Here is a 25,387-nt window from a genome sequence, read left to right on the forward strand (position 1 = left end):
AGGCAGGTGACACCGTATGACCACCACCGCCCAACCCCGGGTACCGACCGACTCGTCCCCCACCGGCGGTCCGGCCCTCTCCGACGCCGGCCTGCGTGCCCGCCGGGCCGCCAAACGCCGCCAACTCGGCGCCTGCGCCGTCCTCATGGCCCCGTTCTTCGCCCTGCTGACCACCATCTTCCTCATTCCCGTCGGCACAGCCGTCTACCTCAGCTTCTACAGCGACGACCAGCCCGGTCTCGGTTTCGGTCCTGAGAACACCGTCTTCGTCGGACTGCGCAGTTACGCGGCCGTCCTGACCGACCCCACATTCCTCGGCGGGCTCGGTACGGTCGCGCTCTACTGTCTGATCTACATCCCGCTCATGGTCGTCGGCTCGCTCGCCCTGGCTCTGCTGCTGGACTCCGGGGTGGTCCGGCTGCGCGCCTTCGCCCAGCTCGCTCTCTTCCTGCCGCACGCCGTGCCCGGCATCATCGCCGCCCTGATCTGGCTGTACCTGTACACCCCCGGCATCAGTCCGGTGATCGACCTGTTCGCCCGCGCGGACATCACGATCGACTTCCTCGGCATACACACCGTCATCCCGTCCATCGTGAACATCGCCCTGTGGAGCAACCTCGGCTACAACATGGTGGTCTTCTACGCCGCTCTGCAGGCCGTACCCCGCGAGGTGATCGAGGCGTCGGTGGTCGACGGCGCGGGGCCCGTGCGCACGGCGCTCCACATCAAGACCCCGCTGGTGCGCGGCTCGATCGTCATGGTGGCGATCTTCACCCTGATCTGGGCGCTCCAGCTCTTCACCGAACCGATGCTGCTCAGCCAGTCCTCCCCCATGATCAGCTCCCGCTTCTCGCCGAGCATGTACATCTACGACGCCGCCTTCACTCGCAACAACTACGGCCTGGCAGCCGCCGCCTCGGTGGTCCTGCTGGCATGCTCCATCGCCCTGTCCTACGGCGTCACCCGCTTCACCAGCCGCGCCGACGCCGAGGAGGCCCGATGAGCACCACCGACAGTTCCCTGCTCCGCCCCCGTCTGATCGGGCGGGCGACGGCCAACGTGGTTGTGGCGGTCTCCGTCCTCTACACCCTGCTGCCCGTGCTGTGGCTGGTGCTGGCCTCCGCCAAGGACCGGGACGCGCTGTTCAGCAGCGACCTGCTGTCCCTGAGCGACTTCTCGTTCGTACGCAACCTCAAGGACCTGTTCGCCATGGACGGCGGGCTGTACGGCCGCTGGTACCTCAACAGCCTGCTGTACGCGGTGCTCGGCGCCGCGATCGGCGCGCTGCTGAGCATCGCCTGCGGCTACGCCTTCGACAAGTACCGCTTCCGCCACAAGGAGAAGCTGTTCGGCCTGGTGCTGGCGGCCGTCATGGTGCCGCAGACGGTCCTCGCGCTGCCCCTGTACCTGATGGCCTCCGAGGCCGGTCTGGTCAACACCTTCTGGGCGGTGTTCATCCCGGTGCTGTTCAATCCCTTCGGTGTCTATCTCGGCCGCATCTTCAGCCGCGGTTACGTGCCTGACGAAGTGCTGGAGGCGGCGCGGGTGGACGGAGCGGGCGAGTTGACCACGTACGTCCGGGTCAGCTTGCGGATGCTCGGCCCCGGCCTGATCACCGTCTTCCTGTTCCAGCTGACGGCGATCTGGAACAACTTCTTCCTGCCCATGGTGATGCTGTCCGACCAGGACCTGTATCCCGTCAGCCTCGGTCTGTACCAGTGGAACAGTTCGGCGTCCGTATCTCCCGAGTACTACCCCGTGGTGATCATGGGGTCGTTGCTCGCCGTGCTGCCCCTCATCCTCGCCTTCGTACTGCTCCAGCGATTCTGGCGCAGCGGACTGACCGCCGGAGCCGTCAAGTGACGCCGCGAACCCCCGGCCCCGGCTTCCGCCCCCGTGCCGCCGTGGCCATGTCCCAGGACGCCGCCGCGGCCGTCCTCGACCCCTCGTCGCTCGACGCGTTCCGCCAGATCTGCGACCTCGCCCCTCCCCCGGTACTGGACGACCTGTCGACACCGCGGGCGAGGTCGCTGCTGGCCGACGTCGACCTGCTGGTCACCGGCTGGGGCTGCCCGGTACTGGACGAGGAGGTGCTGCGTGCGGCGCCACGGCTGCGGGCCGTCGTGCACACCGCGGGCAGCGTACGCGGGCATGTCACGGAAGCGTGCTGGGAGCGCGGGATCGAGGTCTCCTCGGCCGCCGCGGCCAACGCCCTGCCGGTCGCCGAGTACACCATCGCCATGATCCTGCTCGCCGGCAAGCGGGTCCTGGAGCGCGCCCGCGGCTTCCGGGTGTCGCGGACGCGGGACAACTGGCTGCGCACTGCGCGCAGCACCGGCAACTACCGCAGCACCGTCGGCATCCTGTCGGCGTCGCTGATCGGCCGCCGGGTCATCGAGCTGCTGCGCCCGCACGACATCGAGATCCTGCTCCACGACCCCTACGTCAGTGCCGCGGACGCCGCCGAACTCGGTGTCGAGCACGTCGGACTGCCGGAGCTGTTCGCGCGCTGCGACACCGTCAGCGTGCACACCCCGCTGCTGCCCACCACCCGGGGCCTGGTCGGCCGCTCCCTGATCGACGCGATGCCGGCCGGCGCCATGCTCATCAACACCTCCCGCGGAGCCGTCGTCGACCAGGCGGCGCTCACGGACGCCGTCCTGGCAGGACGGATCCGGGCCGTGCTGGACGTCACCGATCCCGAGGCGCTCCCGGCGGACCACCCGCTGTGGGACTGCGAGAACGCGCTGATCACCCCTCATCTGGCAGGTTCCGAGGGCAACGAATGGCGTCGCCTGGCCGACCTCGCCCTCGCCGAGACCGCCCGCTGGGCGTCCGGTAGCGGCTTCGTCCACCCCGTACGACGCGAAAGGCTGGCGTTCCTGGCATGAGCATCCCGTTCGAACTCCCCCCTGAGGACCGTGCGTCGAGCCCGTACACCGGTTACACCCGGGGTCACTGGGAGGCCGTCGCGGACGGGCTCCTGGCAGCCGCGTGGCGCTGGAGCACGCCAGGCTGTGCCCTGCTCGACCTGCCGGGACGGCCTTCCCGCTCGGGAGTGCGCTCCGACGGTCTTGAGGGCTTCGCCCGGACGTTCCTCGCGGCGGGCTTCCGGGTCGCGGGCGCCGGTGGCGACGATCCGCACGGCTGGCTGGAGCGCTACGCGCAGGGCCTGGCCTCGGGCACCCGTTCCCCCGGCCGTGACGACGCCGAGTCCTGGCCGCTGATCCTCGACCACGACGTCCAGGGCCAGCCCATGGTCGAGTCGGCATCGGTCGCGCTCGGCCTGCGCCTGACCGCGCCCTGGCTCTGGAAGCATCTCGACGCCGGCGTCCAGGACCGGGTGGAGGAATGGCTGCGCGGGGCACTGCGCCACGTGCCCGCACCGAACAACTGGTACCTCTTCCCGTACACGGTCGCCGGCTTCCTGGAGTCGGTGGGACGCGGCGACGCCGAGACGGCCGCCGCGCGGCAGCGGGCCCTTGACCTGATGGAAGGCTGGTACCGGGGCGAGGGCTGGTACGCCGACGGGGACGGGCGCGCCTTCGACCACTACAACGGCTGGGCGCTGCACCTGTACCCGGTGCTCGACGCTCATCTCTCCGGAGACACGGTGCTCGCCGCCCGGTACGGCGACCGGCTGCGCGAGCACCTCGACGGCTTCGGGCTGCTGTTCGGCGCGGACGGGGCGCCCCTGCACTTCGGCCGGTCGCTCGCGTACCGCTTCGCCGCCTCCGCGGCCGTGGGGCTGGGCGCGCTGACCGGGCACACGCCGCTGACGCCGGGCGCCTCGCGCCGGCTGGCCAGCGGAAGCCTGCGCCACTTCCTCGATCGCGGGGCGCTGACCGACGACGGTCTGCTGAGCCTGGGCTGGTACGGCCGGCACGAGGCCACCCTGCAGTCGTACTCCGGCCCTGCCTCGCCCTACTGGGCGTCGAAGGCGTTCGTCGCGCTTCTCGCGCCCGCCGACCACCCACTGTGGACCGCGACGGAGGAGCCCGCGCCGGTGGAGGAGGCCGACCGTGTGCTGGCGCTGGCGGCACCCGGGCTGCTCGTACAGGCGACACGCGACGACGGGATCGTACGGCTGCACAACCACGGCAGCGACCATGTGCGGCCGCACGAAGCGGAGTCGGCGGCCGGGGACGACCCGCACTACGGTCGGCAGGCCTACTCGACCCGGACCGGCCCGACCGCGTCCGGGAACATCGCGGACAACCATCTGTCGGTGGAGGTCAACGGCCGGCACAGTGTGCGGCGCCGCATCCACCCGCTCGGCGCGGGACACGGCGACGGGTGGGGATGGGCGGCGTCGTGGCACCTGCCCGTCTTCGCCGACGGCCCGCCGATGGTTCCGGGGCTGCGGGTGGAAAGCGTGACGGTGGCGCGGGGACCGTACGAACTGCGGGTGCACCGCGTGGTGGGGGCGCCTCCTGGGGCGCACCTCTCCCACACCGGGTGGGCCACCGGCCCTCAGGAGCCCTTGATCTCGGCGTTGCACGGTCTGCACGGCTGGAGTTCCGAGCCGGAGACGGTCCGTGCTCCGCAGGGCACCGCCTTCGTGCCGTGGGCCGAGATGCCCCGTCTCGCCGGCAGGGCTGACGGCACCTCCCTGTATGTGTGCCTGGCCGCCCTCACCGGCGAACCGGGCCCCGGTCCGCTGTCTCCACCGGCTCCACCGGCTCCGCTCCCGGAGGCCGTCACGCGCGTGCTGGCCCACGACACCGGCGTCGAGGTGGTCTGGGCTGAGGACGGCGCGTGCACGCGGATCTCGTTCGACCCGGTTGGGGTGACGCACGAAACGAGCGTAGAACCCTCATAGCTCACGCGCCGTCCGACGCTTCCGTGCGCCGGGGTGCGTGGCTGGATTGCCCCCGTCCTTCGCGGCATGGGGCCGCACGCTGGGTATTCCTCCAGTAAGGACGCGAACAGCGGCGTTGGGGGGCTGGCACTGTGGCACGCGTGTCGTGGACGTCCAGCCCTTCCGGGCCGTCCGGGGCGTCCCGGTCCTCCCGGACCGCCTGGTCGAGCAGACGGCAGGCCGTACGCCGCCTGCGAGCCCAGGGCCGCTACGGGCCCAGGTTCCGTGACGTGCTGCCCGGCCTCGCCGGTGCGGTGGTGATCGTGTGCGCGACCGTCGCCGGCCTGGCCGCGGGGTATCGCGCCGCCGGAATCGTCGCCCCGGTCGCCGGCGTCGTCCTCCTGGCCCTTGTCGTCGCGGTGGAGATCCGGCGCCGACGCCCGGGAGCGCGTCGTCGGCGCGGCTACTACACCACGGATGAACTGCACGAACTCGATGTACAGGGGCTCGCGTTGGCCGTTGCGCGGATGTTGCGGAGGGACGGATGGCGGGTACGGCTGCTGCCGGCGCCGGACCGGCCACGGCTCTGGGCGCGGGACGCGGACGGCCGGCAACTCAATGTGGTCTTCCGGCCGGTGGCAGAGCCCCTGCCCGACGAGGATCTCCCGCATCCCCTCGCGCACCGGGGCGCCGCGCAATCGAGCTTTCAACTGGTCGTGCACCGGGGCACGTTCCGGGCGCGCGACGTCCGATGGGCGCGGCGCCAGGGAAGGACCTGGCTGCTCGACGGCTCCGCGCTCGAACACTGGGCGGAGGGCGTGCGCCTGCACGAGCTGCCCGCGCCCGGGCCGCCGTAGATCCCGCCGGGTTTCTCGACTCCGCTCCACGGACTCAACGCCCGGTCAGCAGATCACTCCGTTGGGGATGTCGCGGATGTGAATGCGCCATTCGTCCCTGGTCAAGCCTGCTCCGGCTCGGTCACAGGCCCGGGCTGCCGCGTCGGCGGTGGCGATGTCGTTGTCTGTAGCGGCACCTGCTTGCCTGCTTGCCTGCTTGCCTGCTTGCCTGCTGCGTAGAGGGTTTCGCCGTCGGCGCCGCTGTCTCACACGGTTATCTGGAATCGACCGGGGACCGAGAACAGCCGACCGGCACCGGAAGCCCGCGCCCGCGAGAACGGGTGCTAGCGTGTCGGTCATGATGGCGTACCCGATCCTGCGCGAGACCCGGCCGACGAGCCGTGGCGCGCGCGGCGTGTGCGCACCCCGCGGCTTGAGCTTCCTGCTCCGTCGCGGCCGGGTCGGGTCTCCCCCGCTCTCCGCCTGTTCCTGTCGCTGACCCGACGCCCCGCCGGATCCGACGCCCCGCACATCAGCCCGGCGTCGGCCCTCCCCGCTCGCGGTCCGCCCCACACCCGGCAACGGTGTCCCATTCCCTGTGATCCGCGGGGCCGGCGCCTCGCCGGGTTCTGAGTTCCCTTCCGTTCGACGGCCGTGTCCGCACGATCACCAGGAGATGTTCTCGTTGCCCGCTACCCCGACCGCCCTCCCCACTCTCCCTGCTCTCTCTGTCCTGCGTGATCACCGCATACCCGCCGACGGCCTCTACGAGGGCACCCGCATCCTCGACCGGCTGCCGGCCGGAGTCGCCGACCGCCCGTACACCCGATTGAAGCTGGTTCCCCAGGCGCGAACCATCGGCGCGGAGGTGCAGGGCGTGGACCTGTCCCGGCCGCTGACGGACGCGCTGCGCGAGGAGCTGAACCGTGCCCTGCTGGAGTGGAAGGTGCTCTTCTTCCGCAGCCAGCACCTCACCGCCGGTGCCCAGCGCGACTTCGCCCGCAACTGGGGCGAGCTGGAAACCAACCCACTGCTCGCGACCGGTGACGCCGCCGATGTGGTGCGCTTCGACAAGGCCGCGGGGACGGCGCCGACGTTCGAGAACGTCTGGCACACCGATGTCACCTTCCGGCAGCGGCCCGCGATGGGCGCGGTGCTCCAACTGCGCGAGGTGCCGCCCTTCGGCGGCGACACCATGTGGGCGGACATGGCCGCGGCCTACGACAACCTGCCGGAGGAGGTCAGGGCCCGCATCGACGACGCACACGCGGTCCACGACTTCCTGCCGGGCTTCGCGCGCTTCTATCCGCCCGAGCGTCTCGCCCCCTACCAGGAACAATTTCCCCCGGTCGAACACCCCGTGGTACGTCGGCACCCGGAGACCGGGCGGCGCATGCTCTTCGTCAACACCTCGTTCACCACACGGATCATCGGTCTGGAACAGGAGGAGAGCGACCGGCTGCTGCGCCTGCTGTTCCAGCAGGCCCACGTGCCTGAGTTCCAGGTACGTTTCCGCTGGCAGCGAGGAGACGTCGCGTTCTGGGACAACCGCGCGACTCAGCACTACGCGGTGAACGACTACGGGCCGCACCGGCGGGTGGCTGAGCGGGTGGCGATCGCCGGGGACCGGCCCTTCTGAGAAGGCCGACCCGGGCCGCACGTTTCCTGGAAGGCAGTCAGACCTTTCACGTTGCACAGCTCCGGAGGCGTGTCCGAAACGGTCGGACGGCCCCCCGCCTCATCGTGGTTGCTCACCGTGCCACCTCATCACCCGGAGGGAAGCACGGGCAAAGCATGTGGTCGGAGGCGAACTGTGCGACTCCGTCCTCTGTCAGGCCGGCCGGCGGAGCAGGTCGGTCGAGACTGCCCACAAGTGCTCGGCGGTGGCGGGGTCGAGCGCCCATTCCTTGACACCGTGCGGATGCTGGGCGAGGTCGGCGTCGTTCGGCACGGTGTAGGCCTCTTGTGCATCGTCCAGGTAATGGCCTCCGGAGTGAGCGAACTCCGGGGCGACGGCCGCGACGATGCTGGTGGCGGCCCCCTGCTCGACCGTTTTGTACGTGAAGACTCCGGCGGTTTCGGCCGCGTCGAGCGACTCCCTCTGTTGCGTTGTGAAGTTCCGCTGCAGTCCCGTGGCGACGCCGCCGGGGTTCACCGCGTTGGCGATGATGCCGTCGGACGCCCAGAGGCGGGTCGCCTCGACTGCGAAGAGAGAATTCGCCGTCTTCGACTGAGCGTAGGCAATCTGCGGGTCGTAGCTGCGTCGCTCGAAGTGGAGGTCGTCGAAGTCGATGCCGGAACGCATGTGCGCCGTCGAACTGACCGAGACGATCCGTGCTCCGTCGCGGTCGAGCGCCCCGAGGGCCAGGGCTCGGTGCAAGCCGGTGGCGAGGGCGAAGTGGCCGAGGTGGTTTGTCGCGAACTGCAGGTCCCAGCCCTCACGTGTTCGTTCGAGGCCGCCCGTGACCACGCCCGCGTTGTTGATCAGCAGGTGAAGCGGGCCGCCCCAGGCGTCGACGAACCCTGTGACGGTGGCCCTGTCAGCGAGGTCGAGCCGGACGACTCGCGGCCGGATCCTTCCGGTCGACTTCTCGATCGCGCAGGCGACGGCGTCACCCGCGGTCGTGTTCCGGACAGCGAGCGTCACCTCCGCCCCTGCAGCGGTCAAGGCACGAGCCGTCGCTGTCCCGATTCCGGAGGAACCTCCCGTCACGATCGCGCGGATGCCGGTGAGGTCGACGCCCCGCAGCACCTCGTCCGCGGTGCTGGAGGCAGCGAAGGGCGTGCCGATGGGTTCGCGGATGGCCATGGCGACGACTATACGCACTAGACTTGATTTGTATAGTACGGCTCTCCTCGTATGCTCAGTTCATGCGCAGTCCCGATGTTGGCCACCCGCCGTCGGCAGTTGCCGATACCGACCGTCGAACCGTGGTTCTGGACTCCGCTCTGGCCACGTTCGCGCGATTCGGTTACAGGAAGACCTCGATGGAGGAGGTTGCGCGGGCGGCGCACATCTCCCGGCCCGGGCTCTACTTTCTCTTCTCCTCGAAGGAGACTCTGTTCCGTGCCGCGGTCACCCAGGCCTTGGAGCGCGACCTCACCGCGGTCGAAAGCATCCTGGCCGACACCGGCCGCCCCCTTCCGGAGCGCCTCGTCGAAGCGTTCGACCAGTGGGCGGGCCGCTACATCGGCCCGCTGACGCGCGATGTCCCGCTGGTCATCGAGGACAATCCCGGCCTCCTCGGAGACATCGTCGAGACCACGCCGCGGCGTTTCGAAGAACTGATCACAGACGCGATCGCTGTCGAGTCAGGACGAGAGGCGGCCCCCTCGATCGCACAGACGATGATCAGCGCGTCGATCGGCCTCAAGTACCAGGCCGCGTCACGGGAGTTCTACCTGGAACGGCTGCAGGTCGCTGTCGCTCTCCTGGCGCGTTCTCCTGGCGCGTTGAGTTGAACTCGGGTCACACCCCGTAAAGGCCCAGGTCGGCCTGTAGTGCGTAGGCACCAGGACACGTGAGTGGCTGGTGCGGGTGCACCAGGGGAAGACGGCGGCAGGGAACGATGCCCGGCGGGGCGCCGGAGGGAAGGGTTGGAGGCGCGTGAATCTCGTGCATTCCCCTTGCCTAGCGGTGTCTGGAGCGATCAGCAAATGGCGACAATTCTTTACCGGGTCGGACGGTGGGCCTTCCGGCGGCGCCGGCTCGTGGGTGGTCTGTGGCTGGGCGTCCTGGTGCTGGCCGTCGCCGGCGCCGCCATGGCGCCGGCCGCGGAGGAAGAGGACCTCTCCATGCCCGGCACCGAGTCACAGAAGGCGTTCGACCTGCTGGACGAGCGCTTCCCCCAGAGCAACTCCCAGGGTGCCGAGGCCCGCTTGGTGTTCCAGGCCCCGGACGGGCAGCGGGTGACGGCCAGGGAGAACAAGGCGGCCATCGAGGACACGCTCGGCTCGCTGGAAGGGAGCGATCAGGTCGCGTCGACCACCGACCCCTATGAGACCGGCGCTGTCAGCAAGGACGGCACCATCGCCTACTCCACGGTCACCTACACCGCGGACGCCGTCGACCTGACCGAGCCGACGAAGAGCGCTCTCGAGGGCGCCGCGGACCAGGGCCGGGACGCGGGGCTGACCGTGGAGATCGGCGGCTCGGCCCTGGATTCGGAAGAGGAACCGGGCGGTACGACGGAGATCGTGGGCGTGGTCGTTGCGGCGGTGGTCCTTGTCCTCGCCCTCGGGTCGCTGGTCGCGGCCGGATTGTCGCTGCTGACCGCCTTCGTGGGCGTGGCGATCGCCTTCGGCCTGGTCTCCGCGCTGGCCGTGCCACTGGGCCTGACGTCCACCGTCGCCATTCTGGCGCTGATGCTGGGGCTGGCGGTCGGCATCGACTACGCACTCTTCATCACTTCCCGCTTCCGCGACGAGCGCGCCCAGGGCAGCGAGCCGGAGGAGGCCGCCGGCCGGGCGGTGGGCACGGCGGGATCCGCCGTCGTCTTCGCCGGCGCGACCGTCTTCATCGCCCTGGTCGGGCTGGGGGTCGTCGGAATCCCCGAACTCACCAAGATGGGCATGGGCGGCGCGGGCGCCGTGGCCCTTGCCGTACTCGTCGCACTGACCCTGGTCCCCGCGCTGTTCGGCTTCTTCGGCCGGCGGGTACTGTCCCGCACCGTCCGCAAGGCCACCCGGCCGGGAGTCGAGCGCCCGCACGCGGTGCCCGCCGCGGCCGGCCGGCCTGGGCTCGGCACCCGCTGGGCGCGGTTCGTGCTGCGCAGGCCGGGGACCGTGCTGATGGTTGCCGTACTCGGTCTCGGCGCCGTCGCCCTGCCGGCGCTGAGCCTCGAACTCGGGCTGCCCGGGGACGAGTCCAAGTCGGTGGAGACCACCCAGCGCCGCGCCTACGACCTGCTGTCGGAAGGCTTCGGGCCCGGCTTCAACGGCCCGTTGACCGTGGTCGTGGACACGTCGGCATCCTCGGGGTCTGCGGGCCCCCGGGCCACCACGGACTTGGTCGTCAAGACCGTACGGGGAGTGGACGGGGTCGCGTCGGTCGGTGATCCGGTCCTCAGCCGGACCAAGGACACGGCCGTCCTCACCGCCGTCCCGCAGACCGCGCCGAACAGCGGCGAGACCAAGGACCTGGTGCAGGCGATCCGGAGCGCGGTCTCCGGCGTCGAGGCCGACACGGGCGCCGGCATCCTGGTGACCGGCACCACCGCGCTGAACATCGACATCTCCGAAGCCATGTCCGACGCCCTCCTCCCCTATCTGACCGTGGTCATCGGCCTGGCGGTGCTCCTGCTGATGGTGGTCTTCCGCTCGGTCCTGGTCCCGATCAAGGCCGCGCTCGGCTTCCTGTTGTCGGTGGGCTCCGCCTTCGGCGTCCTCGTCGCCGTCTTCCAGTGGGGCTGGGCGGCAGACCTGATCGGCATCGAGCAGACCGGACCGGTCATGTCGCTGATGCCGATTCTCATCATCGGCATCGTGTTCGGCCTCGCCATGGACTACGAGGTCTTCCTCCTCACCCGGATGCGGGAGGCCTACGTCCATGGCGCGTCCCCCGACGAGGCGATCGTCAGCGGTTTCCGGCACAGCGGACGTGTGGTGGCCGCCGCGGCGATCATCATGATCAGCGTGTTCGCCGGATTCATCGGGATCAACACCCCGACCATCCAGACGATGGGCGTCGGCCTGGCCTCCGCCGTCGCCTTCGACGCCTTCGTGGTCCGGATGGCGATCGCACCCGCGGTCCTGGCACTGCTCGGCCACCGGGCCTGGTGGCTGCCCCGTATCCTGAACCGCGTGCTGCCGAACGTGGACATCGAGGGTGAGGCACTGAGCAGGCATGTCCCGGCCTCCGCGACCGAGCCGGACGCAGCGGTGCAGCGGCTCCCCGCCGGCCGGGGCTGAGCCGGCCGTGACGAACGCGGGGGGCGGTGGCCCGCGACCACGCGGCACGTGGTGGCGGGAGGGAGTCATCACGGCGACGGCGTTCGCGCTCTGTCTGCTCGGCGGCGCGGTGCAGAACGACGGCAGCACGTTGTCACCGCCGTCTGCCGCCGCCTACTTCGTCGCCGTGGTGTCCTGTGCCGTGCTTCCGCTGCGGCACCGGACGCCCCTGACCGCCATGGCGGTCACGACCGCGAGCGGCGTGCTGGCGCCGTTCCTGGGCCTCCTGCTGAGCCCGCTCATCGTGGCCCCCGCCGTGATCACCGCCTACTCCTACTCGCTCACCGCGCGCACCGAACGGCGCGCGGCGAGCGCGGTGGCGCTCGTCTCCGTGGCGCTGCTGGTCGCCTCGACCCCCTTGTTCGGGGCCCTCTCGTGGAAGGACGCGAGCAGGGTGGGAGCGGTGGCGGCGTTCCCGCTGATGGCCGGCGTACTCGGTCACTCGGCGCAGAACCGACGGGCCTACCTGGCGGCCGTGGAGGACCGGGCCCGGCGGGCCGAGAAGAGCCGGGACAGCGAGGCGCGCCGGAGAGTGGCCGAGGAACGGGTACGCATCGCCCGGGAACTGCACGACCTCGTGGCCCATCAGATCACCCTGGCCAACGCGCAGGCCACGGTCGCCGCCCACCTCTTCGACACCCGCCCGGAGCAGACCCGCAAGAGCCTGCAGGAGCTCGTCGCGACCACCCGCGACGCACTCGACGACCTGCGGGCCACGGTCGGTCTGCTGCGCCAGTCCGGGGACGCGGCCGCCCCCGCCGAACCGGCGCCCGGGCTGTCCCGGCTTCCCATGCTCCTCGAATCCTTCCGCCGCGCGGATCTGGAGGTGTCGTTGCACCAGGAGGGCACGGCCAGGCCGCTGCCGCCGGGAGTGGACCTCACCGCCTACCGCATCATCCAGGAGGCCCTGACCAACGTGACCAAGCACGCCGGTAGCGGCAGCGCCCGGGTGCGCCTCGCCTGGAACCGCGATCGCGTGACCATCACCGTCGCCGACGACGGAGGGGCCGCCCGTACGGCGCCGATCGCGTCCACGGGACCGGGTGCGTCCCCAGTGTCGGACCGTCCGCCCGGTTACGGTCTGATCGGCATGCGTGAACGTGCCACCGCGGTCGGGGGGCACCTCTCCGCGGGCAGGCGCCCGGAGGGTGGCTTCCTCGTCTCCGCCGAGCTGCCCCTGCCGCCCGCCAAGGGCACGACGCAGAGGACTGACGGAGCAACAACCAGCGAGGCGCGCATGACCGACGAAGCGACAGCCGACGGACGGATGGACAGCGGACGCACGGACAGCGGACGCACGGGCGACGGAGAGGCCGGGGATGCGCCGTGACGCTCCGGGTGCTGCTCGCCGACGATCAGGCCCTGCTGCGCGGTGCCTTCCGGATGCTCCTCGACACCGCCGACGACATCACCGTGGTCGGCGAGGCCTCCGACGGCAGGGAGGCGGTGAGACTCACCCGGGAGCTGCGCCCGGACGTGGTGATCATGGACATCCGTATGCCCGGGATGGACGGTCTCACCGCCACCTCGGAGATCTGCGCGGACCCGGACCTGCGTGCCAGCCGCATCCTGATCCTCACCACGTACGAGACCGACGAATACGTCGCCCAGGCGCTGCGCGCGGGAGCCGGCGGCTTCATCGGCAAGGGCATCGGGGCCGAGGACCTGCTGGACGCCGTCCGTACGATCGCCGACGGCGACACTCTGCTGTCCCCCGCCGCGACCCGTTCCCTGGTCACCCGGTTCCTGGCCACACCGGACGACGCCCCGCCGCACCGCCCCGAACAGCTCGCTGTGCTCACCCCGCGTGAACGCGAGATGGTGGCTCTGGTCGCGACCGGCCTGTCCAACCAGGAGATCGCCGAGCGGATGTTCCTCAGCCCCTTCACCGTCCGCGCCCACGTGCAGCGCGCCATGACGAAGCTGGAGGCCCGCGACCGGGCCCAACTCGTCGTCATCGCCTACCGGACGGGCCTGGCCACCGCCGCCCCCGACGGCGGCACCGGCCGCCTGTCGTAGTCCGATACCGGGGCCCCTGGACGGCTCCACGCGCCGGCTCCTCGCGGCCGGCCGAGCGTTCCCCGTGACAGGCCGTCACCTGACGTACGGACGTCGGCGCGGCTGTCAGCCGGTCAGCGCCGCAAGCTCCGCGTTGGCGCGCTCGGTGACCTGTGCGAGGACGCGGCCTGCGACGGCCAGGTCCTCGGCGGGTATCCCGCCCCAGATGCGGGCGGAGAGAGGGGCGGTCTCCGCGCCGACGGCGGCGATCAGCTCGCGCCCCGCGTCCGTGGGGCGAAGGTGCGCGCCGTCCGCGACGAGCAACTGCTTGGCCAGCAGCTCGTCCAGTGTGGCGAGGATGCCGGCCGGATCGGCCTTGAGGGATTCCCGGACCTGCGTGACAAGGTCGTCCGGCGTCTGCGGGACGTCGGCGGTGACGGCGGCACGCAGGGTGATCTGCTGCTGGAACGTGCTGCCGTGCCGGGCCAGGACGTGCTCCAGGACGCCGCGGGCGGCGTAGTGGGCCAGACCGAGGGCGCGGGCGTCGGCGGGCGCGGATGCGGGTGCGGTGGGTTCGGTGGTGGTCATGGTGTTGCCCCCTGTGTGCTGTCGTCGTTCGGTACGGATGGAGTGAGAGGTACGTCGAGCAGGGTCGTCAGCTCGGCGGTGAACGCGCGCGTCCGCGGGGCATCGAGGCCGCCGAGCGGTTCCAGCAGTTGCTGAAGCAGTTGCTGGACCACCCCGATGGCCTGCCGCGTGACGGCCTGGCCCTGCTCGGTGAGGGCGAGCTGCACGGCGCGCGGGTCGTGTGGATCGCGGGTGCGCTCGATCAGGCCGGCCGACTCCAGGGCGCGCGCCAGCTTCGAGACGTACAGCGCCTCAAGGCCGGTGTGGTCGGCGAGTCGGCGCTGGCTGGGCCGCTCGCCGTCGCGCTGCATGCCGTACAGCGACGCGACCAGTGAGTACTGCGCGTGGGTGAGGCCCAGCGGTGCCACCGCACGATCGACCGCGACGCGCCACTTGTTGGCGAGCCGCCACACCAGAAACCCGGGCGTAGGACACGGCGAAACCTTGCTCATGCTGCATAGAGTACATAGCTACTATGTCTATGGCTACTATTTTCCGGACGCATGATCAGGCCGTCCGTGCCGCTGCCCGGAGCTCTTCCCGACTCCTCCACCCGGTTGGGTCGCACAGGGAGGTACCGAGTAGGTACCATGACGCTATGCCATCACTGAATGTGACCTTCACCGAGGAAGAAATGGAAGGTGTGCGCGCTGCCGCCGCAGCCGAGGGCAAGAGCCTGAAGCAGTACATGCACGACCTCGGTGTCCGTGAGATGCAGCGCAAACGGTTCGTCGCCGGCGCCGTCTCCTGGGCGGACAGGTTGCGCGCCGAGTTCGACGAGGCCTTTCCCGACGAGATTCCCCCGTCCCAGCGCGGCGAGGGGGCCACCGCCGCCTGATGAGCGAGATCCTGTACATCGATGTTCCCTGGCTCCTGGACGTCCAGGACGCCGCCCTCGACAACGACGACGTGTCGGTCACCGACTACTCGGCTCTCGTGGCGGCCGTCGCGCGCCACAGAACACGCATGCCGACCCTCGCCACGTCCAACCCCGACACCGCGTGGCGCGCGGCCGCGCTTCTGCACACCGTCGTGCGTCTCGAACCGCTTCCCCACCGCAACAGCCTCTTCGCCGCCTTCGTCACCGGCCAGTACATGGACCAGTCCGGGGAAGGTATCGATCCTCCCTACGGGGCTCTGTCCGACCTCATCAGAAAGGTCCGCGAGACCCGGCTGAGCATCTACGACATCGCCGACGTGCTCCGCTCCTGGCGGATCTGAATTCGACTGCCGCGGTTTGTCGCGCGGGGCCAGAGGGGTTCCGTGCCGGTGCGTGCGTCCGTGCGCCGTTCCTTGCAGCGTTCCGCCCGGTCTGCGCCGTGGTGACGACTGCTCAGGCCTGTATACGGTGTGAGCAGAGGCCGGTGGCTGTGCTGATGCCCCGCATGGTCACCGTACCGCTCGGCTCCCAGACCCCGGGCTGCGCACAGGAACAGGACGGCCACGGACGGCCGGAGCCCCCGGATCCTCGCAGCGGACACAGGGGCCCCGGCATTCCGCCCTCCCACCGCCCCGGAGCGACCCGCGCGCTCCGGATTGGGAGGACGCACCGGCGCGGGGACACCTGCGGAATGGGGAGCCACCTGTGCCCCCGCGTCGGCTGTCACGTCGCGCCGGCCGACGGTCCTGTGTCGTCGAGCTTCCCGGTGCCGTCGAGCTTCGAAGCGGCCCGGTCCGAGGCCGGCCAGTGATAGGGCAGGTCGTCGGGAACGTCCTGGAAGAACGGGGTGTAGAACTCCGGCGCCTTGCGCACCAGTGCCGACTGGTGGCTGCGATGGAAGAGGGACTCTCCCAGCCAGGGAGGCAGCTCGCCGTCGTGAGCGAGCTGCTTCTGAACACGTACAACGGCGCCGGGGCGGTACTGGGCGAAGTCGGTGACGAGCGTGGTGGCACAGGTGTCGGCGCGCCCCTCCGCCACCCACCTGGCGCACATGTCCAGGCCGTAGCGGACCAGTGCCTCCTCGTAGCCGATCCACATGCGTACCGCGGGATGGTGTCGCCATCCGTAGCCGGGGACGATCAGGCCGCGCAGCACCTGAAGGGCCTCGACCCGCTGCTTGCCAAGGCGGGCCCGGTCCAGGACCGCGGCGGATTGCGTGAAGTCGGAGTAGGGGAGAAAGGTCTGCACGCGGTATGCCTACCGCGGTCGGCCTGTTCCCATACGGGTGACCCGGGCGTACTCGCCCGTGATGTCACGCACGGGCGCAGGAGAGCTGGCCGAGGCGGTTCAGTGGCGGGCCCGCCCGGTGGACATGTCCCGTACGGCCTCTCCGGGGGCGGTCTTCTCGCGGTAGTGGTGCGGGGCGGCGCCCGTGACCCTGCGGAACACCCGGCTGAAGTACGCGCGGTCGCGGAAACCCACGGCTCGGCCGACGCTCTGCACACTGTCGTTGCTCGACCTCAGACGCTCCGCCGCCCGCCGGATCCGCAGCCGGGTCAGGTACTCCCACACCGTCAGACCGTACCGTTGCTGGAAGAGCTTGCCGAGGTGGTCGGGGCTGACGCCGGCGGCCTGCGCCACCTGCCAGCGGGAGATCGGCCGCCGCCAGTGCTCGTAGAGGAAGACCAGAGCCTCGTCGAGAACGTCCCTGGTGCGCGGAGGCAACCGGGAGTCGTGGCCGGCCAGTTCGCGCACGAGCGCGGCCGCCTCGTGCGGTGCGAACACGTCCAGGTCCAGCATGAGCAGCGCCGGGTGCTGCCGGCCGCGCCGCGCGTCCGCCGCTGTCATACCCTCGTGGTCGGCGATGACGACGGGGCACAGGGCCCGGCCCGTGCCGTCGTGCAGACGGTCCACGACATCCAGAGCCTGCAGGTCGGGCAGGGCTCGCTCCAGCACCACCAGCCGCGGCGTCTCGTCCGCGACCAGCGCCAACAGTGTCGTCGCGTCGGTGGAGACCCGCGCCGGGTGGTCCGGCAGGGCCGTCTCGGCCAGCCGCCGCAGTGCCTCCCGGGACTCCTGCGAGCCGCCCGCGACGATCACCGGTTCGGCGAATCCGTCGGGCCGCAGCGCGCGCAGGACCTGCGGCAGGTCGGTACCGTCGGCGCCGAACAGTACGAACGGCGTGTGGCGCAGGGCCGGATGGTCGTACAGCCGCTGCACCGCACGCCACTCCTGGGGCCGGTCGGGCAGGGCGTCCCACACGACGGCTCCGGGGGTGCGCCGCGCGACCGACGGCACGGGATCGTGCGCGGCGTCGGCCCGTAACACCTCCAGTCCGTGGCGGGCGGCGTGCTCGGTCACGTCCGCGCCGAGTTCCCCGGGGGTGACGACGAGCAGCGGGGCGTCACCGGCGCCGGCCAGATGCGCATGCCCGTCGGGGGACGGCAGAGGCAGTTCCAGGACGTACTGTGCCCGGCCCATGCTGCCGGAGACGGTCAGCGCTCCCCCGTGCATCATGGCCAGTCGCCGGGCCGTGGTCACCCCGACGTCCGGGAGCTGCCCGGCCCCCGAGAACGACGCGCGGGCGTCCGGGACGGCGACCGTGATCCGTACGCCGGCCGGGCCGAGGGCAGCCGCCACCTGGGCCGGCGCGTCTTTCGCGCGGGCCGCCGCGGAGATCAGCACGTTGTGCAGGATCTGCTGGAACCGCGACTCGTCCGCCCATACGGAGGGCAGCCGCGCGGGCAGGTCGAGCCGCCACCCGGGGCCGGCGGGCAGGGCGGAGGCCGCCGTCGCGCACGCCCGCGCGAGTGCGGGCAAGGGGTCCATGAGCCGCCGGGTCAGGAGGAGATCGCCGGCCTCCGAACGCGCGAGGTCCAGGAGGTTCTCCATGAGGTGCAGCACGCGCACGGCGTCCCTGCGGACCTCCATGAGGGCCACTCCGGGGTCACCGGTGTGGTGCAGCATGGCCTCCACCGGAGTACGCAACTCGTCGGTGACATGCGTCAGCAGTCGTGTCTGGAACCTGCTGGCCTGCTCCGCGGCGTCCCGTGCGCGCCGCACCTCGTCGAAGAGGCCGATGGCCTTCAGGGCGGCACTGATCTGGTCGCCCAGTTCACGGTAGAGCGCCCCGTCGTGATGCGCGGCTTGGGCGGAGGTCGCCTCGAACACGGCAACACCCAGGTGCTCCTCCCCGATGTGCAGGGGTTCGAGCACCAGCGTGAACCGGCCGTCGCGGGGCAGCAGGGAGTCGGGAAGCAGCAGGGCCGCCGAGAACGCGGGGCTGCCCAGCGGGCCGGCCGGTGCCGATTCCTGCCCCGCCGTCTCCGCACGGGCGAGCAAGGGGCGCGCCATGCCCAGAGCCGCCGGACCGGAGGCGTTGGCATTCGCGTTGACCGCGGCGTTGGCATTGACATTGGCGCTGGCGCTGGCGTTGACGTCTCGGTCGTACAGGACGATCCGGCAGTGCGGGACGCCTGACTGGCCCAGATGGCGATCCAGCACGTCCGAGAGCCCCTCCAGGTCCACGACCGTGGTCAGCGCGGTCCCGAACTCCCTGAGTTTTCGTGCCCGTTGGGTCTGCGACCAGCGCTCGTACTCGAGGAGCGCCCGCGATCGCTCCGCCACGACGAGCCGCGCCTGCCCGAACAGGACCTCGCCGGCGCGGCGCAGCGGGTTCGGCAGCGTGTCGACCACACCGCGGCGAGCGTTCTCCAGCGCCTGGTGCCACCGGTCGACCTCGGGCTGTGTTCCGGCGCTGCTGTGCACCAGCCGCTCGACCAGGGGGAGAAAGTCAGGCTCGCTGTCGCCGCGCGCCAGCTCGGCACGGAAGGCCGCGGCCAGGCGGGAACCTCCGTAAGGCAGCACGGCGTCCACCGCGTCCCATCCCCCGGGGTGCTCCGCGACGGCCGGTGCCGGGGCGACGGGCGGGGGCCGGGACGACGTCGGACAGGGGCATCCGCAGGAGCGGCGCGGCACCAGCGTGGCGGGGATGGTGGTGCGATCCGGCGGGCGTGTGCCACGCAGCCGGGCGACGAGCGTGTCCACGGCGAGCGCGCCCAGTTCCTCGAAAGGCAGTGCCACGGAGGTGAGGGGCGGGTCGCCGAGGCGGGCTTCGGGCGAGTCGTTGAAGCCGACCACGGCCACGTCCTCGGGGACGCGTATGCCGCGTTCGGTGAGGTAACGCAGTGCTCCCGCGGCGAGAACGTCACTGCAGGCCAGCACCACATCGAAGTCGACGCCCGGTGTCAGCCCGCGGGCCTCCAGCAGCACCTGCATCGCAGCGGCGCCGGCCGCCGCGGCGAAGTCGACCGCGGCGCCCACGTGTTCGTGCCGGATACCGTGGTGGCGCAGGGCATCGACACAGGCGCGGTAACGCTCTTCGGAGACCGGGTTGGCGAGCGGGCCGTGGATGCAGGCCGGTTTTCTGCGGCCGTGCTGGACGACGAGGTGGCCGACCAGCTTGCGCATTCCCGCGTGGGAGTCGATCGACAGCACGTCGGTCTGGTCGCTGAGCGGCTGGTTGAGGCTGATCAGCGGCAGGTGTGCGAGCCGGCGCAGCAGGCGGCGGGCTCTGGGCCCGGCCGAGGGCAGCCCCAGGGTGGAGCTCCAGCAGACGACGCCGTCGAGCCGGGCCGGTCCGGCGAGTTCGTACAACTCACTGCGGGCCACGTCACCGTGCCTGAGGTTTCCGCCGGGGAAACAGATCAGGTTGACATCGTTGCGTTCGGCGGCGGCACAGGCACCGGACCAGAGAGTGGCTCCGACGCCCAGGTGGATGTTGGCGGTGAGCAGGCCGACGGTCAGCGGCCGGTTCGTCCCGAGCGGCGTACCGCCCGCGGTGCGTGGACCCGGGTCCATCGGCGCCCCCTCGTTCGGCCTCCGTCGGGGTGCCCCGAGAGCCGCGGTGCCGGCGAGGCCCAGGGCAACGTAGGTGAGGTTGTACCGCGAGGCAAGGCCGGTGACACGTGGGTCACCGGCCCTGCCCTGTGTTGTCCTGCGCTGTTCTGTTCTTCTGATCTGTTCAGTCGGTGCGGTGCGAAGGCCGCGGGTCAGATCTTGCCGACGCCCGCTCCGGCGGTCACGGTCGCCTTGACCGTGGACGCCGACTGCGCGGTGTAGCTGTACGGGATCGACGCCACGGACCCACCGGTCTGTCCGGCGGTGGAGTTCGACAGGTAGTTGTTCTTCGCCACGAGCGAGCCCGCGTCGGAGTCGCCCTCACCGAGGTGGTAGGTGTCGTCGGTGTTCTCGAAGTAGTTCGCCTCCACGAGGACACCGGCGTTCTCGGTGGACGCCACGCCGTAGGAGCCGATGTTGCTGAAGTAGTTGTTCAGCACGTGGACCGGGTTGCCGAAGCGGACGCGCGGGTTGCGCTGGTTGGTGCCGTCGAACCAGTTGTGGTCGTAGGTCACCTTCAGCTTGCCGGTGTCCTCGCTGGAGTTGCTGTCGGAGTGGCCGAGCAGCATGTTCTTGTCCTGGTTGTGGGTGCGGTTCCAGGACACCGTGACGTTCGTCGAGGCACGCTTGATGTCGACGGCCCCGTCGTACGCGCCGGAGATGTCGTTGTGGTCGATCCAGACCTTCGTCGAGTACTGGACGTTGATGGCGTCGTCGTTGGACCCGGAGAACGAGAGGTTCTGGATGATCACGTTGTTCACGCTCGCGACGTTCAGTCCGCTGCCGGTGATCTTCCCCGCGGTGCCGACGCCGACGACCGTCTTATTCGATGCGACCTTGGTCATCTCCGTCAACGCGATGGTGCCGTTGACACGGACGATCTGGGTCGCGCTGCTCTGCACCGCGGTCTTGAAGGCGGCGGCGCTGGTGACGGTCACCGTGCTCCCTCCGGCTCCGCCGGTGGTGCCGGCACCGAAACCGATGGGAGCGGCGGCAGCGGCAACCGTCGGCTCCGACTGAGCGTTGGTGGAGCCGCTCGCCGTGGTGGCTCCGATCAAAGCGAGTGCGACGGCACTCGTCGCCGCGGCTCCGGTCAGGGTGAACCGTGCGCTCGTCCTGCGCATGTGGATCTCCGTCCGTGGGGTTTTGGAGAAGTGACGTACCTGTGCGGGTGCTACGCCGGGGCCGCGCGGTCGGCTCGCTGCGAGACTAGAGCGGCGGGCGTGGACAATGACGTGCCATGTGTGGACTATTGCGTCCTGCTCACGCGTGCTGCCTCATGGGGCGCGTGGGGGGGCCTTGTCGGCGGGCGGCACTCATGCCATGGGGCCGGCGCCTACGAGGGCAGATGGCCGGGCATCCGCACGGTCCCGGTAGCGTGCCGTCATGCGCGACTCCCTGCCCGAACCGTCCCCGCCCCCCGTAGCTCGCAGAGCCCGTGAACTCGGTCTCGCCGTTGGAGACCTGCCGACCGGAGCGCACAACGCCCTGACCGATGTGCCCGGTGTCCGTGTCGGACACACCACGCTGGTCCTGCCGCCTCGCGTGCACAGCGGTGTCACCGCGATCGTGCCGGACGGGGTGTGCCCCGACAGCCCGCTGCCGGCCGGGGTGTTCGCGGGCAACGGCTACGGCAAACTGCTCGGTACGACCCAACTCGCCGAACTGGGCGCGTTGGAGACGCCGGTCCTGCTCACCTCGACCCTGTCCGCTTTCCGGGTTGCGGACGCCCTGGTCGGCTGGGTCCTGGAGCGGCCCGAGGGGGCGGGCGTGCGGAGCCTGAACCCGGTCGTCGGGGAGTGCAATGACGGGCTCCTGTCCGACATCCGCTCGCGTCCGGTGCGTGAGGAACACGTCCGAGCCGCGCTCGACTCCGCGTGCGGCGGTCGAGTCGCCGAGGGATGCGTCGGGGCGGGGACCGGGATGACCGCGCTGGGGTTCAAGGCAGGCATCGGCACCTCGTCGCGACGCGTGCCGCTGGCCGGCCGAGAGGTGACGCTCGGGGTGCTTGTGCAGGCCAACTTCGGCGGCACGCTTCGAGTGTCGGGCCGTGAGGTCACCCCCGCCGACGTCGGTATCCCGGCCACGGAACCGGACCTGGGCCTCGACACCGGCACCGGCACCGGCACCGGCACGGAGGCCGGTTCCTGCATGGTCGTGGTCGCCACCGACGCGCCGCTGGACGCCCGCCAGTTGACCCGCCTCGCCCGGCGCGCCGTCTACGGGCTCGCCAGGGTCGGCGCCGCGTACGGCCACGGCAGCGGTGACTACGGCCTCGCCTTCGGCATCCGCTCCCTGGGCATGCCCGCCGGGCCCGCCGTGGTGCCCGACGACCGGCTGGACCCACTCTTCGTAGCCGTCCTCGACGCCGTCGAGGAGTCCGTCCTCAACGCGCTGCTCACCGCCACTACGACCACGGGACCGTACGGCCACACCCGCCACCCCCTGCCCGCGGGACCACTCCTCACCCTGCTGGGAGAAGGTGCCCCGGGTGCCGCAGGAGGCTTCAGCGGTACTCGGCCTCCCTGAGGTGGACCAACAGTGGCCAGTGGCACTGGGAAGCTGTGATGAACCCCGTTGCTCTTGACTCGCCAGGATCGTCCGCGCACCGCGCGCTCAGTCCTTTTCCTGGAACAGCTCCTTGGCTCGGGCCGTGACCAGCGGGCCGGCCTTCTCCACGCTGCCCGCGTCGAAGGGCGGCTGCGGGTCGTACTCAACCGTCAGCTGCATGGCCTGCGCTGTCACTTGGTCGGTGAGCAGCTCTGCCAAGCGCAGAGCCACGTCAATCCCGGAGGAGACGCCAGCGGCAACGATGGTCCGCTGCTCCAGGTGCTCGACCACTCGGGCGGAGGCCGGAACGGCACCGAGCTCGGTCAGCTTGTCCATGAAGGCCCAGCGCGTGGTCGCCCCCGTGACCGACACGGTCACCGGCGGTTGCGCCCCGGCGTCCGAACCGCCGTTCCCCGCAGAGGGGGAGTCGTTCTGTGCCTGCTGTGTGGCGGAACCCGTGTTCGCCGTGTTTGCGGCAGGGCCCTTGGCGTCCGCCCCGTCCTCGTCTCCGATGTTCATCAGGGCGTACCCCAGCCCGCCCAGGAGCAGGACGGACACCGCCGCCAACGCCGCCAGCAGGTACCCGGTGCGCCGACTGCGCCCCGGCTCAAGGGACGCGGGTGCCTCTGCGGTGACAGGAACGGGTGCCGTCGGCAGAGAGTGCGGCGGCGGAGCCTGCGGGGGTGTCAGAGGCGTCAGGGGTGCGAGGGGGGTCAGGGGTGTTGCCGGGTTCGCCGAAGCTGCGGGCGTCCTGGCAACGCTCGTCACGATGTCGTCCACGGGCGAGGATTGCGGTGAAGGTGAAACGGGGCGTGTGTCGCCGGTGGCCGTTACAGACGTGCCGGAGGATGCCTGCAAGGGGGCGGCCGGGGTGCCGGTCGCCCCCGCCGCCGTACTGTCCGTCGTGGTGCCGTCCGTCGCGGTGGCGTCCGTCGCGGTGGTGCCGAAGGACGGCGGTCGTGGTGAGTGGTGTGCCTGCCCAGTGGGCGCGTCGACGGTGGTCGTCGCGGTGTCCGCGGTGTCCCCGGTGGAGGACTGTGCCGAAGGGCGTATGCCACCGGTCCGCGCGGAGACAGCGGAGAAAGCTGCCGTCGGTGCGGAGCCCGTCGCCGTGGTGTCGGCGTCGGGCGTGGCACCGGCACCTACGAGCCGCAGGTCCCGCGCCGTCTGTTCGGCGGAGGCCCGCACGGCGGGGTCCTTGCGCAGGAGGCCTTCGATGACAGGGGCCAGCGGGCCTGCCCGGTTCGGGAGGGGCGGTTCGTCGTCGACGACGGCGCGCAGAGTGCCCAGGGCGCTGTCCTGCCGGAAGGGTGAACGGCCCTGGACGGCGGTGAAGAGCAGGACACCGAGGGACCACAGGTCCGTCGCGGGGCCCAGGGAGCGGCCCGACGCCTGTTCCGGAGCGAGGTATTCGGGAGAACCGACGACCTCGCCGGTCATCGTGAGCGCGGTGTCTCCCAGCACCATGGCGATGCCCTCCTTGGTGACGATCGTCTGCGTCGAGCCGTCGGCGTACCGGATCAGGAGCTGCGCCTTGAGCAGCAATGCCGCCCGACTGCTGCTGGACCGGATCACTGACCGGAACAGGCCGACCGTGCAGGTCAAGCTCTCCCCCACCCTCGTAGTCCGCAACTCGACCGCCCCTGTGCTCGGGTGAACGCCGAGCCGGACACGAGGTGCACGGGAACCGGTGGCGCACGCCCCCTTCTCCGGATTCCAGGTCGCCGTTCACCTGAAACGCCTGCACCTGCACCTGCGGGCCCTTGTCGACAACGTCGACGATCGGCCCGCTCCCCCCGCACCCTGCGGCCCGTCCGTCGGCGAGGACAGTGATCGTACGGACAGGTGACCACCGCGCCTCGTTCATTCACTCGTTCATTCAAAGGGCTGGTGGTTCCCCGATGGGCTGGCAGTCACAAACGGCAACTCCCTAAGATGTAGTTCCTGTTAAGCCTGCAGTTGGCGCCGCTCTCGCTGGGGGAACCATGAACACCGACAGGCCGTTGTCCAAGAAGATCGACGCCACCGTTCCGACAGCCGCTCGCATGTACGACCACTACCTGGGCGGCAAGGACAACTACGCAGCGGACCGCGCGGCCTGTGAAGAGCTCGACAAGGTCGTACCCAGCACGCGCCGACTGGCGCTCAACAACCGGCGCTTCCTGCAGCGGGTCGTCAGGACACTGGCGACGGACTACGGAATCCGACAGTTCCTCGACCATGGATCCGGCCTCCCCACGCAGGACAACGTGCACCAGGTCGCCCAGTCCATCGACCCCGACGCGCGCGTGGTCTACGCCGACAACGACCCCATGGTGCTGGTGCACGGCCGGGCGCTGCTGGAGCAGAACGACCGTACCGCGGTCATCCACGCGGACCTGCGGAACACCGAGGAGATCTTCTCCCATCCCGACACCCAGCGCCTGATCGACTTCTCACAGCCGGTCGCCGCTCTGTTCAACTCGGTCTTCCACTGCATCCCCGACAGCGAGACCGATGGCCCACAGGCCGTGGTCCGGCGCGTGGCCGAGCAGCTCGCACCCGGCAGTTTCATGGTGATCTGCCAGTTGGTCAGCGAGGACGCCGAAGTCCGGGACTTCGTCACGAACTTCATGGATCAGGTGACACAGGGCCACTGGGGACGCGTACGGCAGGAGAAGGACGTCGCAGCGCTGTTCGAAGGAATGGAGATCCTTGAGCCGGGGCTGGTGGAAGTCTCCACATGGCGGCCCGACAGCGAAGTGCAGACCCGGCAGCTCTCCCAGGAGTGGATCGAGTTCGGCGGCCTGGGTCGGCTTCCCTAGAGGCTTTCGGGTGCTATGGGTGGGGGCGCCGTTCCGCCTTGGC

At 70.5% G+C, this 25,387-nt stretch carries 22 protein-coding genes; 15 read left to right on the top strand and 7 right to left on the bottom strand.

Going from position 1 to position 25,387, the window contains the following annotated elements; genetic code table 11:
• The first annotated feature begins 16 nt into the window (after positions 1-16).
• From AB0D14_RS31220 to AB0D14_RS31245, 6 genes are all read left to right on the top strand, one after another.
• A complete protein-coding gene (locus AB0D14_RS31220; RefSeq protein ID WP_362785856.1) occupies positions 17-1,003 on the top strand; it encodes a sugar ABC transporter permease in 987 nt (328 codons plus the stop codon).
• Positions 1,000-1,863 (top strand): carbohydrate ABC transporter permease, encoded by an 864-nt coding sequence (locus AB0D14_RS31225; protein ID WP_362785858.1) that lies wholly within the window; start codon positions 1,000-1,002, stop codon positions 1,861-1,863. The genes AB0D14_RS31220 and AB0D14_RS31225 overlap by 4 nt, the downstream gene beginning before the upstream one ends.
• A complete protein-coding gene (locus AB0D14_RS31230) occupies positions 1,860-2,891 on the top strand; it encodes a hydroxyacid dehydrogenase (RefSeq protein WP_362785859.1) in 1,032 nt (343 codons plus the stop codon). The genes AB0D14_RS31225 and AB0D14_RS31230 overlap by 4 nt, the downstream gene beginning before the upstream one ends.
• Positions 2,888-4,822 (top strand): DUF2264 domain-containing protein, encoded by a 1,935-nt coding sequence (locus tag AB0D14_RS31235; RefSeq protein ID WP_362785861.1) that lies wholly within the window; start codon positions 2,888-2,890, stop codon positions 4,820-4,822. Before AB0D14_RS31230 ends, AB0D14_RS31235 begins: the two co-directional genes overlap by 4 nt.
• Positions 4,823-4,962: 140 nt before the next feature.
• A complete protein-coding gene (locus AB0D14_RS31240; protein WP_362785863.1) occupies positions 4,963-5,658 on the top strand; it encodes a hypothetical protein in 696 nt (231 codons plus the stop codon).
• Positions 5,659-6,313: 655 nt separating this feature from the next.
• Complete coding sequence (locus AB0D14_RS31245; RefSeq protein WP_362785865.1) at positions 6,314-7,276, top strand: TauD/TfdA family dioxygenase; 963 nt, start codon at positions 6,314-6,316, stop codon at positions 7,274-7,276.
• A gap of 192 nt (positions 7,277-7,468) precedes the next feature.
• Here AB0D14_RS31245 and AB0D14_RS31250 read toward each other — a convergent pair whose 3' ends face one another.
• Positions 7,469-8,446, bottom strand: coding sequence for an SDR family NAD(P)-dependent oxidoreductase (locus AB0D14_RS31250; protein ID WP_362785867.1), 978 nt, complete (start codon positions 8,444-8,446; stop codon positions 7,469-7,471).
• 140 nt (positions 8,447-8,586) lie between these two features.
• On the opposite strand from AB0D14_RS31250, the gene AB0D14_RS31255 reads away from it, so the two are divergent.
• The 4 genes from AB0D14_RS31255 to AB0D14_RS31270 all read left to right on the top strand — a co-directional run bounded on the left by AB0D14_RS31255 (position 8,587) and on the right by AB0D14_RS31270 (position 13,605).
• Positions 8,587-9,099 (top strand): TetR/AcrR family transcriptional regulator, encoded by a 513-nt coding sequence (locus tag AB0D14_RS31255; protein WP_362785985.1) that lies wholly within the window; start codon positions 8,587-8,589, stop codon positions 9,097-9,099.
• Between the two features lie 195 nt (positions 9,100-9,294).
• Positions 9,295-11,547, top strand: a complete 2,253-nt coding sequence (locus tag AB0D14_RS31260) for an MMPL family transporter (protein WP_362785869.1) — start codon at positions 9,295-9,297, stop codon at positions 11,545-11,547.
• A 7-nt stretch (positions 11,548-11,554) separates the two neighbouring features.
• The gene (locus tag AB0D14_RS31265; protein WP_362785871.1) at positions 11,555-12,916 is read left to right on the top strand and encodes a sensor histidine kinase; all 1,362 of its coding nucleotides are present in this window, start codon (positions 11,555-11,557) and stop codon (positions 12,914-12,916) included.
• Entirely contained in the window at positions 12,913-13,605 is a 693-nt protein-coding gene (locus AB0D14_RS31270; RefSeq protein ID WP_362785873.1) for a response regulator transcription factor, read from the top strand. Before AB0D14_RS31265 ends, AB0D14_RS31270 begins: the two co-directional genes overlap by 4 nt.
• Before the next feature lie 105 nt (positions 13,606-13,710).
• Here AB0D14_RS31270 and AB0D14_RS31275 read toward each other — a convergent pair whose 3' ends face one another.
• Both AB0D14_RS31275 and AB0D14_RS31280 read right to left on the bottom strand, forming a co-directional pair.
• Positions 13,711-14,172 (bottom strand): MarR family transcriptional regulator, encoded by a 462-nt coding sequence (locus AB0D14_RS31275; RefSeq protein ID WP_362785875.1) that lies wholly within the window; start codon positions 14,170-14,172, stop codon positions 13,711-13,713.
• On the bottom strand, positions 14,169-14,663 hold the full coding sequence (locus AB0D14_RS31280; RefSeq protein WP_362785877.1) for a MarR family transcriptional regulator: 495 nt from the start codon (positions 14,661-14,663) through the stop codon (positions 14,169-14,171). The genes AB0D14_RS31275 and AB0D14_RS31280 overlap by 4 nt, the downstream gene beginning before the upstream one ends.
• 146 nt (positions 14,664-14,809) lie before the next feature.
• Between AB0D14_RS31280 and AB0D14_RS31285 the strand changes: the two genes are divergently transcribed.
• The gene (locus AB0D14_RS31285; protein WP_362785879.1) at positions 14,810-15,049 is read left to right on the top strand and encodes a hypothetical protein; all 240 of its coding nucleotides are present in this window, start codon (positions 14,810-14,812) and stop codon (positions 15,047-15,049) included.
• Positions 15,049-15,432, top strand: a complete 384-nt coding sequence (locus tag AB0D14_RS31290) for a toxin Doc (RefSeq protein WP_362785881.1) — start codon at positions 15,049-15,051, stop codon at positions 15,430-15,432. Before AB0D14_RS31285 ends, AB0D14_RS31290 begins: the two co-directional genes overlap by 1 nt.
• Positions 15,433-15,814: 382 nt before the next feature.
• Here the strand turns inward: AB0D14_RS31290 and AB0D14_RS31295 are convergent, their stop codons facing one another.
• The 3 genes from AB0D14_RS31295 to AB0D14_RS31305 all read right to left on the bottom strand — a co-directional run bounded on the left by AB0D14_RS31295 (position 15,815) and on the right by AB0D14_RS31305 (position 21,114).
• On the bottom strand, positions 15,815-16,339 hold the full coding sequence (locus AB0D14_RS31295) for an MSMEG_6728 family protein (protein ID WP_362785882.1): 525 nt from the start codon (positions 16,337-16,339) through the stop codon (positions 15,815-15,817).
• 99 nt (positions 16,340-16,438) lie between these two features.
• Positions 16,439-19,951 carry a substrate-binding domain-containing protein gene (locus AB0D14_RS31300; RefSeq protein ID WP_362785883.1) on the bottom strand — a complete coding sequence of 1,171 codons (3,513 nt, stop codon included), beginning with the start codon at positions 19,949-19,951 and terminating at the stop codon, positions 16,439-16,441.
• A 191-nt stretch (positions 19,952-20,142) separates the two neighbouring features.
• Positions 20,143-21,114, bottom strand: a complete 972-nt coding sequence (locus tag AB0D14_RS31305; RefSeq protein WP_362785885.1) for a right-handed parallel beta-helix repeat-containing protein — start codon at positions 21,112-21,114, stop codon at positions 20,143-20,145.
• A gap of 262 nt (positions 21,115-21,376) precedes the next feature.
• Between AB0D14_RS31305 and AB0D14_RS31310 the strand changes: the two genes are divergently transcribed.
• The gene (locus AB0D14_RS31310) at positions 21,377-22,519 is read left to right on the top strand and encodes a P1 family peptidase (RefSeq protein ID WP_362785887.1); all 1,143 of its coding nucleotides are present in this window, start codon (positions 21,377-21,379) and stop codon (positions 22,517-22,519) included.
• An 87-nt stretch (positions 22,520-22,606) separates the two neighbouring features.
• Here the strand turns inward: AB0D14_RS31310 and AB0D14_RS31315 are convergent, their stop codons facing one another.
• Positions 22,607-24,085 carry a hypothetical protein gene (locus AB0D14_RS31315; RefSeq protein ID WP_362785889.1) on the bottom strand — a complete coding sequence of 493 codons (1,479 nt, stop codon included), beginning with the start codon at positions 24,083-24,085 and terminating at the stop codon, positions 22,607-22,609.
• On the opposite strand from AB0D14_RS31315, the gene AB0D14_RS31320 reads away from it, so the two are divergent.
• Together AB0D14_RS31320 and AB0D14_RS31325 are read left to right on the top strand one after the other, a co-directional pair.
• Positions 24,075-24,197 (top strand): hypothetical protein, encoded by a 123-nt coding sequence (locus AB0D14_RS31320; protein WP_362785891.1) that lies wholly within the window; start codon positions 24,075-24,077, stop codon positions 24,195-24,197. The two genes, AB0D14_RS31315 and AB0D14_RS31320, sit on opposite strands and share 11 nt — an antisense overlap.
• Before the next feature lie 328 nt (positions 24,198-24,525).
• Positions 24,526-25,344 (top strand): SAM-dependent methyltransferase, encoded by an 819-nt coding sequence (locus tag AB0D14_RS31325; protein ID WP_362785893.1) that lies wholly within the window; start codon positions 24,526-24,528, stop codon positions 25,342-25,344.
• Positions 25,345-25,387 lie beyond the last annotated feature (43 nt).

The organism is Streptomyces sp. NPDC048484, assembly GCF_040651415.1.
In the GTDB taxonomy this organism is placed as follows: Bacteria; Actinomycetota; Actinomycetes; order Streptomycetales; family Streptomycetaceae; genus Streptomyces.